Genomic DNA, 17,242 nt, shown 5'->3' on the forward strand with positions numbered 1-17,242 from the left:
GGCTGCGGGGGAGGGCGACATGTCCCCGATGCCCTGGGGACCCGTGGCGCCGCCCTCCCCCCTTGACCCGACGTGTCGGAACCTGAGGTCGAGAGGACCCATCATGAATGCCATTGCTGACGTCCTGACGCCTGCGGCCCCGCTGGACCGCACCCCGGGCAGCCTCGCCTGGCCGGTCACCGCCGCCCTGCGGGCCCTCGCCATGGATGGCGTGGAGCAGGCCAAGTCCGGCCATCCCGGCGCGCCGCTGGGCATGGCGGAGATCGCCACCGTGCTGTGGCGCGACCATCTGCGGCACAATCCCACGGATCCCGCCTGGCCCGACCGCGACCGCTTTGTGCTGTCCAATGGCCATGGCTCCATGCTGATCTATGCGCTGCTGCATCTCACCGGCTACGATCTGCCCATCGCCGAGCTGAAGCGCTTCCGCCAGCTCCATGCCCACACCCCGGGCCATCCCGAATACGGCATGACGCCGGGGGTGGAGACCACCACCGGCCCGCTCGGCCAGGGCCTCGCCAATGCGGTGGGCATGGCGCTGGCGGAAAAGACCCTGGCGGCCCAGTTCAACCGGCCAGGCCTCACCGTCGTCGATCACCGGACCTTCGTGTTTCTGGGCGACGGCTGCCTGATGGAAGGCATCAGCCACGAGGCCTGCTCGCTGGCCGGCCGGCTCGGCCTCGGCAAGCTGGTGGCCTTCTATGACGACAACGGCATCTCCATCGACGGCAAGGTGGAGGAGTGGTTTGCCGATGACACGCCGGCCCGTTTCGCCGCCTATGGCTGGCAAGTCATCCCCGCCGTGGACGGTCACGATCCGGCGGCCATCGCCACGGCGCTGGAGGCGGCGCTGGCGGAGACGGAGAAGCCTACCCTCATCTGCTGCAAGACGGTGATCGGCCGCGGCGCCCCCACCAAGCAGGGCCACCAGGACACCCACGGCGCGCCGCTCGGGGCGGAGGAGATCGCCCGCACCCGCGCCGCCATGGGCTGGGAGCATGCCCCGTTCGAGGTGCCGGCGGACATCTACGCGAAATGGGATGCCCGCAAGGCCGGCGCCGCCCGTCAGGCGGCCTGGGAGGCGCGCATGGCCGCCTACGCGCGCGCCTATCCCAATGAGGCCGCGGAATTCCGCCGCCGCCTCTCCGGCGCCCTGTCGGACGCCTTCGAGAGCACCTTCGCCGCCACCCTCGCCCGCGCGGTGGAGAAGAACGAGACAATCGCCACCCGCAAGGCCAGCCAGCAGGCTCTCGCCGCCCTGGCGCCAGCCCTGCCGGAGCTGCTGGGCGGGTCCGCCGACCTTGCCCATTCCAACCTCACCACCTTCCCCGGCGCGACGCCGGTGACCCGCAATCCTGCCGGCAACCAGGTGTTCTACGGGGTGCGCGAGTTCGGCATGTCGGCCATCGCCAACGGCATCGCGTTGCATGGCGGCTTCATCCCGTTCGTCGCCACCTTCCTGGTGTTTTCCGATTACGCCCGCAACGCCATGCGCATGAGCGCGCTCATGGGGCAAAGGGTGATCTACATTCTCACCCACGATTCCATCGGCCTGGGCGAGGACGGCCCCACCCACCAGCCGGTGGAGCATGTGGAGAGCCTGCGCCTCATCCCCAATCTCGATGTCTGGCGCCCGTGCGACGGGGTGGAGACCCTGTTCGCCTGGCGCGCCGCCCTCACCCGGCGCGATGGCCCCACCGCCCTCATCCTGTCGCGCCAGAACCTGCCCGGCTGGCCGCGCACGGTGGAGCAGCTCGCCGCCGTTCCCGCCGGCGCCTATGTGCTGCGCGACAGCCCCACGGCGCCGCAGGCGGTGCTGGTGGCCACCGGTTCCGAGGTGAAGCTCGCGGTGGCGGCGGCCGAGGCGCTGGAGACCGAAGGCATCGGCACCCGGGTGGTGTCCATGCCCTGCCGCGAGCGGTTCGAGGCAGCCCCCCTCGCCAGCCGCGCGGCGCTGCTGCCAAAGGGCCTGCCGGTGATCGCGGTGGAAGCGGGGGTGACCCGCGGCTGGGCCGGGCTCGGCCTGGGCGGGGTCACCGCCATCGGCATCGACCGCTTTGGTGAATCGGCGCCGGAAAAGGATCTCTGGCCCCTGTTCGGCTTCACCGTGGAGCGGGTGAGCGACGCGGTCCGCGCCGCCCTCGCCTGACGCCCCACAGCCCCATCCCGCAACGCATCCAAGGAGAGGACAATGGCCCTCGTGTCCATGCGCCAGCTGCTCGACCACGCGGCGGAACAGGCCTATGGCCTGCCGGCGTTCAACGTGAACAACATGGAACAGGTGAAGGCGATCATGGAGGCGGCCCGCGCCACCGCCTCGCCGGTCATCCTCCAGGGCTCGGCCGGAGCGCGCAAATATGCCGGCGAGCCGTTCCTGCGCCATCTCATCGCCGCCGCGGTGGAGGCCTATCCGGAGATCCCGGTGGTGATGCACCAGGACCACGGCGCCTCCCCTGCCGTGTGCATGGCTGCCATCCGCTCCGGCTTCTCCTCGGTGATGATGGACGGCTCCCTGAAGGAGGACGGCAAGACCCCCGCCGATTACGATTACAACGTCGCCGTCACCGCCAAGGTGGTGGAGCTCGCCCATGCGGTGGGCGTGTCCGTGGAAGGCGAGCTCGGCTGCCTCGGCTCGCTGGAAACCGGCAAGGGCGAGGCCGAGGACGGGCACGGCGCCGAGGGCGCCCTCGATCACGACAAGCTGCTCACCGATCCGGACGAAGCCGCCGCCTTCGTGAAGGCGACCCAGTGCGACGCCCTGGCCATCGCCATCGGCACCTCACACGGCGCCTACAAATTCACCCGCAAGCCCACCGGCGACATCCTCGCCATCGACCGCATCAAGGCCATCCACGCCCGCATTCCCACCACCCATCTGGTGATGCACGGCTCCTCCTCGGTGCCCCAGGAGCTTCTGGCGGAGATCCGCACCTATGGCGGCGACATGAAGGAGACCTATGGCGTGCCGGTGGAGGAGATCCAGGAAGGCATCCGCCACGGCGTGCGCAAGGTGAATATCGACACCGACATCCGCCTTGCCATGACCGCCGCCATGCGCCGCGTGGCCGCCACCAAGCGTTCCGAGTTCGATCCGCGCAAGTTCCTGGCTGCCGCCATGGACGAGGCGAAAGCGGTGTGCATCGCCCGCTTCGAGGCGTTCGGCTCGGCCGGCCAGGCGGAGAAGATCAAGCCCGTGGAGCTGGATGAGATGGCCCGCCGCTACGCCACCGGCGCCCTCACCCAGACCGTCCACACCACCCGCGCCGCAGCATAAGCGGAACGGATCGGGACGCAGCGCGGTCGCTTGCTCCGCGCCGCCAAAGCCGCCGCATCCCCTCTCCCGCGTGCGGGGGAGGGACAGGGACGCCGAGGACGACCGCCACGCCGGGAAGCCCAGCGCCCCTTCGGATGGCAGCGGGGCACCATAACCCGTGGCATTCCCCCTCCCCACCCCTCCCCCGCGTGCGGGGGAGGGGGCGGCGTCCAGCAAAAGGTGGTCGCGGGCCCCCCTCCACCGCCGCCCCACATCACGCCCTCGGTGCGTGAACCTCAGGAGAGCCCCATGGCCCGTGCCCATCCCATCATCGCCCCGTCGATCCTCTCCGCCGATTTCGCCCGGCTCGGGGCCGAGGTGGAAGCGGTGCTGCACGCCGGGGCCGAGTGGATCCACTTCGACGTGATGGACAACCATTACGTCCCCAACCTCACCATCGGCCCGCTGGTGCTCCAGTCCCTGCGCAAGGCCACCGATGCCTTCATCGACGTGCATCTGATGGTGAAGCCGGTGGATGGAATGATCGAGGCGTTCGCCGCCGCCGGGGCCGACCTCATCTCCTTCCATCCGGAAGCGAGCGAACATGTGGACCGCTCGCTGCAGCTCATCCGCTCGAAGGGCGTGAAGGCCGGGCTGGCGCTGAACCCGGCGACGCCCCTCAATGTGCTCGACCACACGCTGGACGCCCTCGACCTGGTGCTGGTGATGTCGGTGAACCCCGGCTTCGGCGGCCAGGCCTTCATTCCCGGCGCCCTCGACAAGCTCGCCGCGCTCCGCGCGCGCATCGATGGGTCCGGACGCGACATCCGCCTGGAGATCGACGGCGGGGTGAAGGTGGACAATATCGGCGCCATCGCCGCCGCCGGGGCCGATACCTTCGTGGCCGGAAGCGCCATTTTCGGCGCCGGCGACTACGCCGCCACCATCAGCGCCATGCAGCGGGAGATCCACAGCGCCCTCGGGGCCGCCGCGGCGGCCTGAAACCTACCGCCGATCCTGAAAGAAGGCGCGCAGCACCTCCGCCGCCTGCCGCTCGGCAATGCCGCCATAAACCTCGGGGGCGTGGTGGCAGGTGGGCTGGGAGAAGAAGCGCGGGCCGTGCTCCACCGCCCCACCCTTGGGATCGGCGGCGCCAAAATAGATGCGCCGCAGCCGCGCGAACGAGGCCGCCGCCGCGCACATGGCGCACGGCTCCAGCGTCACATAGAGATCGCAGCCGATCAGCCGCTCGGACTTGAGCCGGGCCGCCGCCGCGCGGATCACCAGCACCTCCGCATGGGCGGTGGGATCGTTGAGCTCGCGGGTGCGGTTGCCATCGCGCGCCACCACGTCGCTACCACGCACCAGCACCGCCCCCACCGGCACCTCGCCCCGCTCCGCCGCCGCCCGGGCCTCGTTGAGCGCCATCTGCATGAAGGTTCCGGACATGGGCGTTCCTGCGTTTGAGGGGCGGGAGATGGCGCCGGCTGCCGCCGTTCCGTTCAAGGAAACGCGAAAAAGCGCCGCCGCGCTCGCCGCGCCACATTTGGTGTGCTAGAGCCGAATCAACCGTCCCGTGCCGTCGCTGGCGTGGGACATCCATTCAGCCGATCAACATGAGAGCGACGGGTGTTCATTCGCCAGGGCTGGCGCGATCGAGCCCTGACGAACGGACACCTGTCGATTGCCTTCAATGCCGCGCATGTCACCGCCCCGCAAGGATAAGAACAACGTTCCGCGCCAGAAACGCGAGCTGCCCGCAGCCGTGAAGAAGGAGGCGGAGCGCGTCGCCAAGGTCATCGCCCGCGCGGGGCTCGCCTCGCGCCGCGAGATCGAGGCCTGGATCGCCGAGGGCCGGGTGGCGGTCAATGGCACCGTGCTCACCAGCCCTGCCATCACCGTCACCGCTGCCGATGCCATCACCGTGGATGGCGCGCCGCTGCCGGAGAAGGAGCGCACCCGCCTCTTCCTTTACCACAAGCCCCGGGGTGTGGTGACCACCAACCGCGATCCGGAAGGCCGCACCACCCTGTTCGAGATCCTGCCCGGGGGCCTGCCGCGCCTCGTCAGCGTGGGCCGGCTCGATCTCAATTCGGAAGGCCTGCTGCTGCTCACCAATGATGGCGGCCTCGCCCGCGCGCTGGAGCTGCCGGAAACTGGCTGGCTGCGGCGCTACCGAGTGCGCGCCAATGGCGAGATCGACCAGGCCCGGCTCGATAGCCTGCTGAAGGGCATCACCGTGGATGGCGTGGAGTATGGCCCCATCGAGGCCGAGCTCGATCGCGTCCAGGGGGCCAATGCCTGGATCACCGTCTCCCTGCGCGAGGGCAAGAACCGTGAGGTGCGCAATGTGCTCGGCGCCCTCGGCCTCAAGGTGAACCGGCTGATCCGCATCTCCTACGGCCCCTTCCAGCTGGGCGAGATCCCCGAAGGGGAGATCGAGGAGGTCCGCACCCGCGTGCTGAAGGATCAGATCGGCGCCGAGCTCACCGCCGTGGCCGGTGCGGATTTCGAAGGGCCCATCCTGGAGCACGAGATCGAGCCGGCGCCGCCGCGCCCGGCCGCCGCCGCCGCCCGCCGCGGCAAGGCGGAGGGCGATGCGCCGGCCCAGGACGAGTTCCGCCCGACCGGCCCCCGCGTGCGCCGGCGCATCGCCGAGGTGGGCGCGCTGGAGACCCGGGGCACCGTGGCCGACAAGAGGGGCCGCGCGGTGAAGGTGGAACGCCTCGTCACCAAGCCCCGCGACGACGCCGAACGCCCCGCCCGCGGCAGCCGGGGCACGGGGCGCGATCAGGAACGGGATTTTGGACGCGGCCCGCGCCGCTTTGCGGACGATGACCGCCGCCCGCAGCGCGGCTTCCGCCCGCGCGATGGCGAGGAGGAGGGACGCGGTCCGCGGCGGGGTCGCCCCGGTGAGGATCGGCCCCGAGGCCCGCGCACCGAAGGCGGTCCCCGCCGCTTCGAGCGCAATGACGATCGCCCCCAGCGCAGCTTCCGCCCCCGCGAGGGGGAAGAAGAATTCCGTGGTCCCGGCCGTGGTCGCCCCGGTGGTGACCGGCCCCGTGGACCGCGCACCGAAGGCGGCCCCCGCCGCTTCGAGCGCAATGACGATCGCCCCCAGCGCAGCTTCCGCCCGCGTGAGGGCGAAGAGGAGGCCCGCGGCCGGGGCCGCCCCGGTGGTGACAAGCCCCGGGGCCCGCGCAATGAAGGCGGCCCGCGCCGCTTCGAGCGCAATGAGGACCGCCCCCAGCGCAGCTTCCGTCCCCGCGAGGGCGAAGAGGATTTCCGCGGCCCCGGCCGTGGCCGCCCTGGTGGTGGCCGTCCCGGTGCTGATCGGCCTCGGGGGCCGCGTCCGGACGGTGGCGCCGGGGATCGGGCGCCGCGTGGCGAGGGGCCGGGCCGCGAGCGCAGCGGCGGCTTCAAGGGCGCCCGGCCTGCCGGCAAAGGTGGGTTCAAGGGCGGATTCAAGGGCGGCTTCGGCGGCAAGCCGGGCGGACGCCCAACGGGCAAAGGCGGCGGCAAACCGGGTGGCCGCCCTTCCGCCCCGCGCGGCAAGCGCTGAGAGCGGGATTGAGCGGGGATCCTGAGCCATGCGGATCGTCGGCGGCCGGTTCAAGGGCCGCACTCTGAAGGGCCCCTCCTCCAGCGCCACCCGGCCCACCTCGGACCGGCTGCGGGAGAGCCTGTTCAACGTGCTCGCCCATGCCTATGGCGATCCGTGCGACGGCGCGCGGGTGCTGGACCTCTTTTCCGGCACCGGCGCGCTGGCGATCGAGGCCCTCTCCCGCAGCGCCCGCTTCGCCCTCATGGTGGAGGAAGCGTCCGGCGCGCGCGGCGTGATCCGTGAGAATGTGGAGGCCCTGGGCCTGACCGGCGTGACCCGCATTTTCCGCCGCGACGCCACCCGGCTGGGGGAGATGGGGCCCGGCGAGGCCTATGGTCTGGTGTTTTGCGACCCGCCCTATGGCAAGGGCCTCGCCGAAGCGGCCCTTGCGAGCGCGCAGGCCGGCGGCTGGCTCACCCCCGAGGCATTGATCGTGGTGGAAGAGCGCACCGGCGCCTTCGCTTGCCCCGAAGGCTTCCGGGAACTGGAGCGCCGGCCCTATGACGAGAGCGAGCTGATCGTTCTGGAACACGCCGCGTAGGATGTTTTTCCGAGCGAAGCGGACACCGGCTCACTCGGAAGGGCGGCAACTCAGGCCTTCGGCTTGCCGCGCGTGCCCACGCCCAGCAGGCCGGCGGCCTCGAAATCATATGCCCCCTGATCCAGGAACCGCTCCAGAACGGCGCGATAGGGCGTGATGTCGATCTTCTTGTCCCGCAGCCAATCGGCGTTGAAATAGGTGGCGGCATAGCGCTCGCCGCTGTCGCAGATGAGGGTGACGAGGGAGCCCGAGCGCCCCTCCGACCGCATGGTGGCCGCCAGGGCGCACAAGGCATAGAAATTGGTGCCGGTGGAGCCGCCCACCCGGCAAGAGAGCCGCTCCGACAGCACATGCATGGCGGCGAGGGAGGCCGCATCCGGCACCTTCACCATGCAGTCCACCACCGCCGGCCGGAACGACGGTTCCACCCGCGGCCGGCCGATGCCCTCGATGCGGGAGCCGGTGGCCGAGGTCACGCTGCGGTCGCCGCTCACATAGGCGTCGTAGAACACGGAATTCTCCACGTCCGGCACGCACAGCCGGGTGGGAAAGCCGCGGTAGCGGATGTAACGGCCGATGGTGGCGGCAGTGCCGCCGGTTCCGGCGCTCATCACCACCCAGCTCGGCACCGGGTGGGGCTCGGCATGCATCTGCCGGAAGATGCTCTCGGCGATATTGTTGTTGCCGCGCCAATCGGTGGCCCGTTCCGCATAGGTGAACTGGTCGAGATAGTGGCCGTCATAAAGATGGGCGAGACGCTGGGCCTCATCATAGATGCGCGCGCCGTCATCCACGAAATGGCAGGTGCCGCCCAGGCGCTCGATCTCGCTCAGCTTGGTGCGGCTGGTCCCCTTGGGCACCACGGCGGTGAACGGCAGGCCCAGCAGGCGGGCGAAATAGGCTTCGCTGACCGCGGTGGAGCCCGACGACGCCTCGATCAGGTGGGTCCCCTCGCGGATCTCGCCATTGCAGATTCCGTAGAGGATCAGCGAGCGGGCCAGGCGATGCTTGAGGCTGCCGGTGGGGTGAGTCGATTCGTTCTTGAGATAGATGTCGAGCCCCGTGAGGCCGGGAAACAACGGCTTCATCAGATGGGTATCGGCGGAGCGGGCCGCATCGGCCTCAAGCGCGGCCACCGCGCGGCGGGTCCATTCGCGCCCCGCGCCGTCCAGTACCGCCGCCAGATCCCGCCGCAGGGCCGGCACCGCAGCCTGCTCCGGGCTCGAAACAGGGTCCGCGCCACACGCTTCGCGCGCCACCGCGCCGAGCGGGCGATCAGCGGGGTCGGACAGGTCGTGGAGGTCGAGAGCAGACATGATGAGTCCAGGCGTCGAGCGGAGAAGATCGACACACTACAGGCCTGCTAAATTAAAATGTCAACAAATGCTTTGTGAAATATACAGATAGCGATAAGCGGGCGGGCCTACACCCCCACATCGACCACCTGTCCGCTCACCCCCAGCGGCACGTCCTGGATGGCCGAGCTGGAGAGAATGGCATCCAGCACCATCTGCTTGGAGGAGATCACCTCCTGCGCCGCCAGCCGCTCGGCCTCCTCGGCGTCATTGGCCACCAGGGCCTCCACCAGGGCCTTGTGCTCATGCTGCATTTCGGTGGTGCGGTTGCGCAGGCCGAGCCCCATGAACAGGATGCGGGTCATCTCATCGAGGATCTGCGACAAGGTGCCGGTCAGCTTCTGATTGCCCGCGCTTTCGGCAATGAACACGTGAAAGGCTCGGTTCGCCTCCAGATATTCGAGCCGGCTCTGGGCGTTGCGGTGATTGTAGTCGCGATTGCAGACCGAGTTGAGAAAGGCAAGCTTGGCCGGATCAATCTTGCCCGCCGCCTTGCGCGCCACATAGGGCTCCAGAAGCGCCCGCATCTCGAAGATGTCGAGCACGCTCTTGAGGGTCACGGGGATCACCAGATACCCCTTGCGCGGCAGCGCCTTGACCAGCCCATCCTGCTCCAGGCGGGAGAGGGCGATGCGCACCGGACCGAGGCCGAAGCCGAAATGCTCGGCCAGATGGGCGGCGGAGACCTCGCTACCGGGCGCCAAGGTGCAACGCATGATGTCCTGCCGGATCGCGGCATAGGCTCGGCCCGTGATCTGCGCGTCGTCCGCCATTGATTGCCTCAGTTGCCAATATCTGACATGTCAATAGACCGTTTCATGATAGCCTACGCCGCAGCCAGCGCAAACACCCTGGCCCGCGCCGACCGGAGAGACGCCCCCAGCGATCCCACCCGGCGCGATCGACCGGCGTAATTCAACCATAGCGCGCCGCGCCGCCCTACATTGATTTTCGCCGGCGGGAGAGGCAGCGTCGGGCCGACAGCGGCCCGGGAGCGCCCTATGAATCAACGGCAGATCAACGCCTTCCGCCTGGTGATGCGGCATGGCTCCATCACCGCGGCAGCGCGGGCGCTCAATGTGTCGCAGCCCGCCGTGAGCCGGCTCATCGCCGATCTCGAATATGCCATCGGCTTCCCCCTGCTGCGGCGCCAGGGCGGTCGCGCGGAGCCGACGGCGGAGGCCTTCGAGTTCATCACCGAGGTCGAGCGCATGTTCTACGGCCTCGAGCGGCTCGAGGTGGTGGCTCACGAGATCCGTGACCTGCGCCGCGCCACCCTGCATATCGCCACCCTGCCCATGGTGGGGTTCGAGATCGTGCCCGCCACCCTGATGCGGTTCGTTGACGCCCATGCCGGGGTCAAGGTGACCCACGACATCTTCGAATCCGCCCGCATTCTCGATCTGCTCGCCTCGCGCCAGATCGATCTCGGCATCGCCCAGACCGAGGCCGACCATCCCGATCTCGAACTGCTCTCCGCCTACCGCACCGATTGCGTGTGTGTGATGCGGCCCGATCACCCATTGGCTGACCAGGCCTGCATCGTCCCGCGCGACCTGCACGATCAGCCGTTCGTGGCGCTGGCATCCCACACGGTGGTGGCCGGTTATGTGCGCCAATGCCTCGCCGAGGCCCGCGTCGCACCGCGCATCTTTGCCGAAACGCAGCCCTCCTATTCCGCCTGCAGTCTCGCCGCGCTCGGCGTCGGCATCGCCATCGTCGATCCCATCACCCCGCACGTGTTCGGCGACCGGCTGCGGGCGATCCCCTTCAGGCCGCTGCTGCCGTTCTGCTTCCAGGTGCTGAAGCCGGCCGGGCCGCCGCTCTCACGCGCCGCCGCGCAGTTTCTCGCCCACCTGCGCACCATCATCGCCGAGCTGCCGGATTTCGGCCGCAGCGTGCATAAGATTTCCGAATGATCGGATGCCGTATTTGTATTTGAATTTATGCTGGGCATACGGATCGATAGACGGACAATAATAAAACCCAGACCCACCGAAGGGGATCCTCGATGCTGATCGGACGCCGTCTCTTCCTCGCCGCGGGTGCTGCCTCCCTGGCCGCCGGCCTCAAAATCACCCCCGCGCGCGCCGCCGACTTCACGCTGCGGCTGCACACCCTCGTCAAGTCGCCGCATCCCTACAACGATATGGCGCAGCGCCTGAAAAGCGAGATCGAGGAGAAGAGCGCCGGCCGCATCGCCGTGCGCATCTTCGATTCCGGACAGCTCGGCCAGGATCCGGCGGTCATCGGCGAAATGGGCATCGGCACCATCGACATGATGATCTCCACCGTCTCCAACGGCGTGCAGCAGATCCCCGAGTTCGGCATCTTCACCATGCCCTACCTGCTGCCGGGCCTGAACGGACTGCTGGAGAAGATCGGCCCCGGCACTCCGGTGCAGGCCTATTTCGAGAACGTGTTCGTCAAGCGCGGCCTGGGCATCCGCCTGCTGGCCCTGGGCGGCTCGGGCACCCGCAACCTCGCCACCGCCAAGGTTCCGGTCAACAGCCCGGCTGATCTGGCCGGCCTCAAGATGCGGACTCCGCCCTCCCCCATGGATAGCGAGACCTGGGCGGCCCTCGGCATGCTGCCGGTCACCGTCGCCTGGGGCGAGCTTTATGCCGCCATGCAGACCGGCCTCGCCCAGGCCATGGAGAGCTCGCTGCCCGGCTACACCGGCTCCAAGCTGTTCGAGGTGGCGCCCCACCTCGCGCTTACCGAGCATACGGTGCAGGTCAACCACACCTCCATCGCCGATCGCAGCTGGAAGAAGCTGCCGAAGGATCTGCAGGAAGTGGTGAACGCCGCCGCCGTCAACGCCAATGCCTATGGCCTGGAGCAGGCCAAGATGTATGACGACAGCCTGGTGAAGAAGCTGGCGGCCGAGAACGGGGTTCAGGTGACCCGCCCGGACAAGGCGGCCTTCATCGAGAAGCTGGCCCCCATCCAGCCGCAGCTGGCCCAGCGCCTGAACCTCGAAGCCGAGTTCAAGCTGCTCAAGAACTGATCGGCACCGTCGCCGCCCATAAGGAAACTGCCATGCTCAGCCGTTTCTGCGACGGCGTGGTGCGGCTGGTGGAGGCGGCGATGGCCGCCGCCTTCGCCGTGCTCATCGCCACGGTCGCGCTCCAGGTGCTCGCGCGCAATCTGCTCCACGAACCCATGATCTGGACCGGCGACCTGGCCCAGCTCCTCTTCACCTGGCTCATCTTCATCGGCGCCGCCGTGGGCCTGCGCAAGGGCGCCCACTATACGGTCGACCTGCTGCCGCAGCACCATGCCTGGCTCAACCAGGCGCTGGACTGGATCAGCATCGTCGCCGGGCTGATCATCGTCTATCTGCTGGTCATTCAGGGCTGGACCCTGGCCATGCTGCGCTCCACCGGCAGCATCCAATCCCTCAACCTCTCCCACTTCTGGACCTTCATCCCCATGCCGATCTCCGGCGTGCTCATGCTGCTGTTCCTGGTGGAGATGATGGCGAGCCGCAAGGCGCTCGGAGGCGCGCGATGAACTCCCTCGTCCTGCTGCTGCTGTCCTTCTTCGTGCTCATCGCGCTACGGGTGAACATCGGCTTTTCGCTGATCATCTCGTCCGTCATCGTGCTACTGAAGGAAGATCTGCCGCTGACCTCCGTGGTCAACCAGATGTATGCGGGCATCGACAGCTTCACGCTGCTCGCCGTGCCGTTCTTCATGCTGCTCGGCCGCATCCTCAATGCCGGCTCCATCACCACCCGCCTGCTGGAGGTCGCCGATGCCACGGTGGGCCATGTGCGCGGCGGCCTCGGCCATGTGAACGTGTTCGTCTCCATGGTGTTCGCCAGCCTGTCCGGCTCAGCGGCGGCGGATACGGCCAGCGTCGGCTCGATCCTGATCCCGGCCATGAAGAAGGCCGGCTATGATCCCGCCTTCGCGGTGGCCCTCACCGCCGCCTCGTCCACCCTGGGCGTGATCATCCCGCCGTCCATCATCCTCATCGTCTACGGGGCGTTCGGCAACGTCTCCATCGGCGCCCTGTTCTTGGGCGGCGTGGTGCCCGGCATCCTCATCGGCCTGTTCATGATGGCCTATACCTATGTCCTGGCGGTGCGGCACAATTATCCGGCCAACCCGTTCCCGGGCCTCAAGATGCTGGGGCGCGTGGGGGTCCGCGGGTTCGCCCCGCTGATGATCCCGGTGATCGTGCTGGGCGGCATCGTCGGCGGCTATTTCACGCCCACCGAGGGGGCCATCGGCGCGGTGCTGTGGGCCCTGTTCCTGTCGCTCGTCATCTATCGCGACATTCCGCTGCGCACCGTGCCGAAGCTGTTCGCCGATGGCGTGATCGATTTCGCCATCCCCATGTTCACCGTGGCGGGCGCCGGCATCTTCGGCTGGCTCATCGCTTATCTGGGCGCGGCGCAGCTGGTGGTCGACTTCATCCTCGGCGTCACCTCCAACGGCTTCATGATCATGATCCTGCTGATCGTGTTCCTGCTGCTGGTGGGCATGGTGCTGAACCCGATCTCGGCAACCCTCATCTTCCTGCCCATCATCCAGGCCCTGGGCAACACCGCCGGCATGAACCCGGTCCATATGGGGGTGCTCAGCACCATCATCCTGTCGGTGGGCCTCATCACCCCACCCTACGGCATCTGCCTGCTCATCGCCTCGCAGATCGGCGGGGTCTCGCTGGGCCGGGCCATGTGGGCGGCCGCGCCCATTTGCGCCCTCACCGTGCTGGTGGCGATCCTGTCGATCCTGTTCCCGGACATCGTGCTGGGACTGCCCAAGCTGGCGGCGCCGGAACTGTTCTGACCCCGCCCCATCCATCCCCGCCCCTAGGGAGACACACATGGCTCACACCAAGCCCACCGGTTCCTTCGTTGCCCTCGTCACCCCGATGAATGCCGATGGCAGCATCGACTTCGAAGGCTTCCAGACCCTGCTTGACTGGCATGCCGAGAACGGCACCAGCGCCGTGCTCATCATGGGCTCCACCGGCGAGGTGTCCATGCTCTCCGCCGAGGAGCGCAAGGCGATCATCTCCAAGACCGCCACGATGCGCCACGGCAACATCCAGATGTATTACGGCGTCACCGGCAACAATACTGCCACCACCATCGACTATGCCCGCTACGTGAAAGCGGAAGGCGGCGACGGTGCCATTGTCGCGGCCCCGGCCTACATCTGCGCCGACAACGCGGCCATCACCGACTATGCCTTTGAAGTGCTCGACAGTACCGATCTGGCCATGGGCTTCTACAACAACCCGCCGCGGGTGAAGACCGACCTGCACTGGACCGAGCTGCTCAAGCTCGCCGAGCATCCGAACATGGTGGTGCTGAAGGAATCCACCACCCGGGTCGGCCAGGTGGCGCAGGTCTGCGCCGCCAAGCCCGACATGTCCATCATGTGCTGCTGCTCGCCGAACCTCGGCCTCGTCATCCCCACCATGGCGTTGGGCGGGCACGGCACCGCCAACATGACCGGCAACATCATCCCCCGCGAGATGGCGGTGATCTCGACCCCCTGGACCAGCGGCGAGGATGCCTTCGCCTGCCGCGCCGCCTATCTCGAAAACCTCGCCATGCTTCACTTCTCCTACATGGCGGTCAACCCGGTCACCATGAAGACGCTGATGAACGTGGTGGGCCTGCCGTCCGGCCCCCTGCGCAAGCCCCTGCAGCCGGCCAGCGGTGCCATCCTGCAGGCCGGCCTCGACGCCTTCGCCCAGCTCGGCCTCGCCGAGAAGTACGGCCTGCGCATCAATACCGCGATGCTCGACGCCGCCTGAGCGCGCCGGCGGTCCGCGCCGGACCGCTGCCGAGCCACCACCACGAGGGAGAGTGAGCCATGGACATGGGCCTGCAGGGCCGGACGGCCCTTCTCACCGGCGCCAGCCGGGGCATGGGCCGGGCCTGCGCCGAAGCATTGGCGCGCGAAGGCGTGGACCTCACCCTTGTGGCCCGGGGCAGCGGCCCGCTGGAGGAGACGGCGGCGGCCATCCGCGCCGTCAGCGGCGTGCGGGTGACCACGGTGGCCGCCGACATCTCCACCGAGGCGGGCCGGGCGGCGGCGCTGGCCGCCTGCCCCGCTCCCGACATCCTGCTCGCCAACGCCGGCGGCATGAAGCCGGGCGACTTCCGCCAGTGGAGCCGCGAGGACTGGATCGCCGCGGTGGACTTGATGATGCTGCCTCCCATCCTGCTCACCCGCGCGGTGGTGGACGGCATGATGGCCCGTGGCTTCGGCCGCATCGTCGCCATCGCCGCCCGGACCGTGAAATGCCCGCAGCCGGAGCTGGGCCTGTCCAATGGTGCCCGCTCGGGCCTCGTCGGCTTCCTCGCCGGCCTCGGCCGCCAGACCGTGCGGCACAATGTGACCATCAACACGCTGCTGCCGGGCATCATCGCCAGCGAGGCGCAGCGCGAGCATGTGGACGTGCTCGCCCAGCACGATCCCCAGCGGTTCAAGGAGATCTGGGCGGCACGGGCGGCGGAGAATCCCGCCGGCCGCTATGGTCGTCCCGAGGAAATCGGCGCCGCCTTCTGCTTCCTGTGCAGCGCCCATGCCGGCTTCATCACCGGCCAATCATTGATGATCGACGGCGGCTCCTACCCCGGCACGTTCTGAGGCGGAGGACGGGCCCATGCATGTGGTGGTGATCGGCGCCGGCGTGGTGGGCGTCACGAGCGCCTGGTACCTCAACAAGGATGGCCACCAGGTCACGGTGCTGGAGGCCCGCGAGGGGCCCGGCCTGGAGACCAGCTATGGCAATGCCGGTGGGGTCTGCCCCGGCTTCGCCGGCCCCTGGGCCGCGCCCGGAATGCCACTGAAGGTGCTGAAGTGGCTGGCGAGCCCCAATCCGCCGTTGAAGTGGCGGCCCCGGGCCGACCTGGACCAATGGCGCTGGCTCGCCGCCTTCCTGGCCAATTGCACGGCCCCGCGCTTTGCCCGCAACAAGGCGCGCATGCAGCGCATGGCCCATTTCAGCAAAGCCGAGCTGGTGGCGCTGCGGGCGGAAACCGGCATCCGCTACGACCACGCCAGCGGCGGCGTACTACAGATCTTCTGCACCCCCGAGGAGATGGAAGGCGGCGTCCGCTCGGCAAAGGTCCTGCGCGAGCTCGGCGTCGCCCACCGGCTGCTGGCCCCGGCGGACGCGCTGACCATCGAGCCGGGGCTTGCCGCCTCCGGAGTGGCGTTGAGCGGCGCGCTCCAGCTGCCCACCGACGAGGTGGGGGACTGCCACCTGTTCTGCCAGGAACTGACGCGGCTCGCGCAAGAGCGGGGCTGCGACTTCCGCTTTGGCACATCGGTAGAACGCATCCTCGTCGCCGGCGGCCGCGCCGCCGGGGTGGCGACCGCGACCGGACCCATCGCCGCCGATGCGGTGGTCGTCGCCACCGGACCGTTCGCGCCCGCGTTGCTGCGACCTTTGGGAATCCGCGTGCCGATCTATCCGGTGAAGGGCTATTCGCTCACCGTGCCCATCGCCGACCTGGAGGCCGCGCCGCGCTTCTCGGTGATGGACGAGCATTCCAAGGTGATGATCTCCCGTCTCGGCGGGCGCCTGCGCGCGGCGGGGGTGGCGGAGCTGGCGGGCTTCGACCGGCGGATGCCGCCGGCGGTTCTGGACGGGCTGCGCGCCCGCGTGGCGGCGCTGTTTCCCGGCGCCGCCGACTATGGGCAGGCCCGCTTCTGGCACGGCTTCCGGCCGATGATGCCGGACGGCCCCTCGCGGGTGGGGGCCACGCGCTTCGACAATCTGTTCCTCAATGTGGGGCACGGCTCCAACGGCTGGACCCAGGCCTGCGGCACCGGCCGGGTGCTCGCCGACCTGGTGGCTGGCCGCGCGCCGTCGGTGCCGGCGGCCTGAGCCGTCAGCCCCGCGAGCGCATCCACACCAGCACCACGGCGACGATCACCAGCGCCCCCAGGGCGCCCAGCGACAGCAACAGCGCCGACTGGTCCAGGAACGCCACCACCGGCACCGCCAGCCCCATCACCACCCCGTTGAGGCCCATGCGCCAGGAGGCGGCATGGACACCGGCGACGAAAGTGCCCAGCGCCAGCAGCAGCAGCACGATGAGGCTGGTGGAATCCGCATTCGCCACCGCCTGCACGCTGGGCAGGAACACCAGGTTCATGGCGCCGAGGAAGGCCCCCCAGTGCAGCACCTGGGTCCACACCAGACGCCAGCGCCCCCCCCGCTCGGAGGTATGGCGCCAGCCCTCGAAGATGCTCGCTGCACAGCTGAACACCGCGATGGCTTCCCAGAAATACACGATGGGCGTGCGCGTGACCGTGGTGTAGGCCGCCCCGCACAGGGTCAGCACCAGGATCACCAGATAGGGGGCTTCGTGCAGCCAGAAATGGCGCTGCGGTGGTGGGGCCGACGGGCCGCCGATGCCTTCGATACCCCCGAGCACGTCACCGCTGTTCACCATGATCTCCCCCCGTTTCCGCCGCGTCGTTCCCCGTCGCGGCGCCGCGATTGCG

The 17,242-nt window shown here is 68.9% G+C and carries 15 protein-coding genes and 1 pseudogene; 12 read left to right on the forward strand and 4 right to left on the reverse strand.

Features of this window, described 5'->3' with window-relative positions; all coding sequences use genetic code 11:
- Nucleotides 1–103 precede the first annotated feature (103 nt).
- From tkt to rpe, 3 genes are all read left to right on the forward strand, one after another.
- Nucleotides 104–2,149: a transketolase gene (gene tkt / locus MEU52_RS08080; RefSeq protein ID WP_273546095.1), complete on the forward strand. Its 2,046-nt coding sequence runs from the start codon at nt 104–106 to the stop codon at nt 2,147–2,149.
- Nucleotides 2,150–2,191: 42 nt separating this feature from the next.
- Complete coding sequence (fba, locus tag MEU52_RS08085) at nt 2,192–3,274, forward strand: class II fructose-bisphosphate aldolase (protein ID WP_238120470.1); 1,083 nt, start codon at nt 2,192–2,194, stop codon at nt 3,272–3,274.
- A gap of 288 nt (nt 3,275–3,562) precedes the next feature.
- Entirely contained in the window at nt 3,563–4,255 is a 693-nt protein-coding gene (gene rpe, locus MEU52_RS08090; protein WP_238120469.1) for a ribulose-phosphate 3-epimerase, read from the forward strand.
- Between the two features lie 3 nt (nt 4,256–4,258).
- Here rpe and MEU52_RS08095 read toward each other — a convergent pair whose 3' ends face one another.
- Entirely contained in the window at nt 4,259–4,702 is a 444-nt protein-coding gene (locus MEU52_RS08095) for a nucleoside deaminase (RefSeq protein ID WP_238120468.1), read from the reverse strand.
- A gap of 253 nt (nt 4,703–4,955) precedes the next feature.
- Here MEU52_RS08095 and MEU52_RS08100 point away from each other — a divergent pair, with 253 nt between their 5' ends.
- The gene (locus MEU52_RS08100; protein ID WP_238120467.1) at nt 4,956–6,815 is read left to right on the forward strand and encodes a pseudouridine synthase; all 1,860 of its coding nucleotides are present in this window, start codon (nt 4,956–4,958) and stop codon (nt 6,813–6,815) included.
- 28 nt (nt 6,816–6,843) lie between these two features.
- A complete protein-coding gene (gene rsmD / locus MEU52_RS08105) occupies nt 6,844–7,398 on the forward strand; it encodes a 16S rRNA (guanine(966)-N(2))-methyltransferase RsmD (RefSeq protein ID WP_238120466.1) in 555 nt (184 codons plus the stop codon).
- 50 nt (nt 7,399–7,448) lie between these two features.
- Here rsmD and MEU52_RS08110 read toward each other — a convergent pair whose 3' ends face one another.
- Both MEU52_RS08110 and MEU52_RS08115 read right to left on the reverse strand, forming a co-directional pair.
- The gene (locus MEU52_RS08110) at nt 7,449–8,714 is read right to left on the reverse strand and encodes a PLP-dependent cysteine synthase family protein (RefSeq protein WP_238120465.1); all 1,266 of its coding nucleotides are present in this window, start codon (nt 8,712–8,714) and stop codon (nt 7,449–7,451) included.
- Between the two features lie 107 nt (nt 8,715–8,821).
- Entirely contained in the window at nt 8,822–9,526 is a 705-nt protein-coding gene (locus MEU52_RS08115; protein WP_238120464.1) for a GntR family transcriptional regulator, read from the reverse strand.
- Nucleotides 9,527–9,754: 228 nt separating this feature from the next.
- Here MEU52_RS08115 and MEU52_RS08120 point away from each other — a divergent pair, with 228 nt between their 5' ends.
- The 7 genes and pseudogenes from MEU52_RS08120 to MEU52_RS08150 form a co-directional block, all read left to right on the forward strand.
- Nucleotides 9,755–10,672, forward strand: a complete 918-nt coding sequence (locus tag MEU52_RS08120; protein WP_238120463.1) for a LysR substrate-binding domain-containing protein — start codon at nt 9,755–9,757, stop codon at nt 10,670–10,672.
- A 92-nt stretch (nt 10,673–10,764) separates the two neighbouring features.
- A complete protein-coding gene (locus MEU52_RS08125; RefSeq protein ID WP_238120462.1) occupies nt 10,765–11,763 on the forward strand; it encodes a TRAP transporter substrate-binding protein in 999 nt (332 codons plus the stop codon).
- A 32-nt stretch (nt 11,764–11,795) separates the two neighbouring features.
- Nucleotides 11,796–12,269, forward strand: a complete 474-nt coding sequence (locus tag MEU52_RS08130) for a TRAP transporter small permease (protein ID WP_238120461.1) — start codon at nt 11,796–11,798, stop codon at nt 12,267–12,269.
- The gene (locus MEU52_RS08135; RefSeq protein WP_238120460.1) at nt 12,266–13,555 is read left to right on the forward strand and encodes a TRAP transporter large permease; all 1,290 of its coding nucleotides are present in this window, start codon (nt 12,266–12,268) and stop codon (nt 13,553–13,555) included. The genes MEU52_RS08130 and MEU52_RS08135 overlap by 4 nt, the downstream gene beginning before the upstream one ends.
- A 37-nt stretch (nt 13,556–13,592) precedes the next feature.
- Nucleotides 13,593–14,534 (forward strand): dihydrodipicolinate synthase family protein, encoded by a 942-nt coding sequence (locus MEU52_RS08140; protein ID WP_238120459.1) that lies wholly within the window; start codon nt 13,593–13,595, stop codon nt 14,532–14,534.
- 59 nt (nt 14,535–14,593) lie between these two features.
- The gene (locus MEU52_RS08145; protein WP_238120458.1) at nt 14,594–15,373 is read left to right on the forward strand and encodes an SDR family oxidoreductase; all 780 of its coding nucleotides are present in this window, start codon (nt 14,594–14,596) and stop codon (nt 15,371–15,373) included.
- Between the two features lie 10 nt (nt 15,374–15,383).
- Nucleotides 15,384–16,619, forward strand: a pseudogene (locus MEU52_RS08150) (D-amino acid dehydrogenase); the annotation flags it as partial.
- Nucleotides 16,620–16,623: 4 nt separating this feature from the next.
- Here the strand turns inward: MEU52_RS08150 and MEU52_RS08155 are convergent.
- A complete protein-coding gene (locus tag MEU52_RS08155; protein ID WP_238120456.1) occupies nt 16,624–17,190 on the reverse strand; it encodes a hypothetical protein in 567 nt (188 codons plus the stop codon).
- Nucleotides 17,191–17,242 lie beyond the last annotated feature (52 nt).

The sequence above is a fragment of the Xanthobacter sp. NM-25 genome, from assembly GCF_022138605.1.
Classification (GTDB): domain Bacteria; phylum Pseudomonadota; class Alphaproteobacteria; order Rhizobiales; family Xanthobacteraceae; genus Xanthobacter.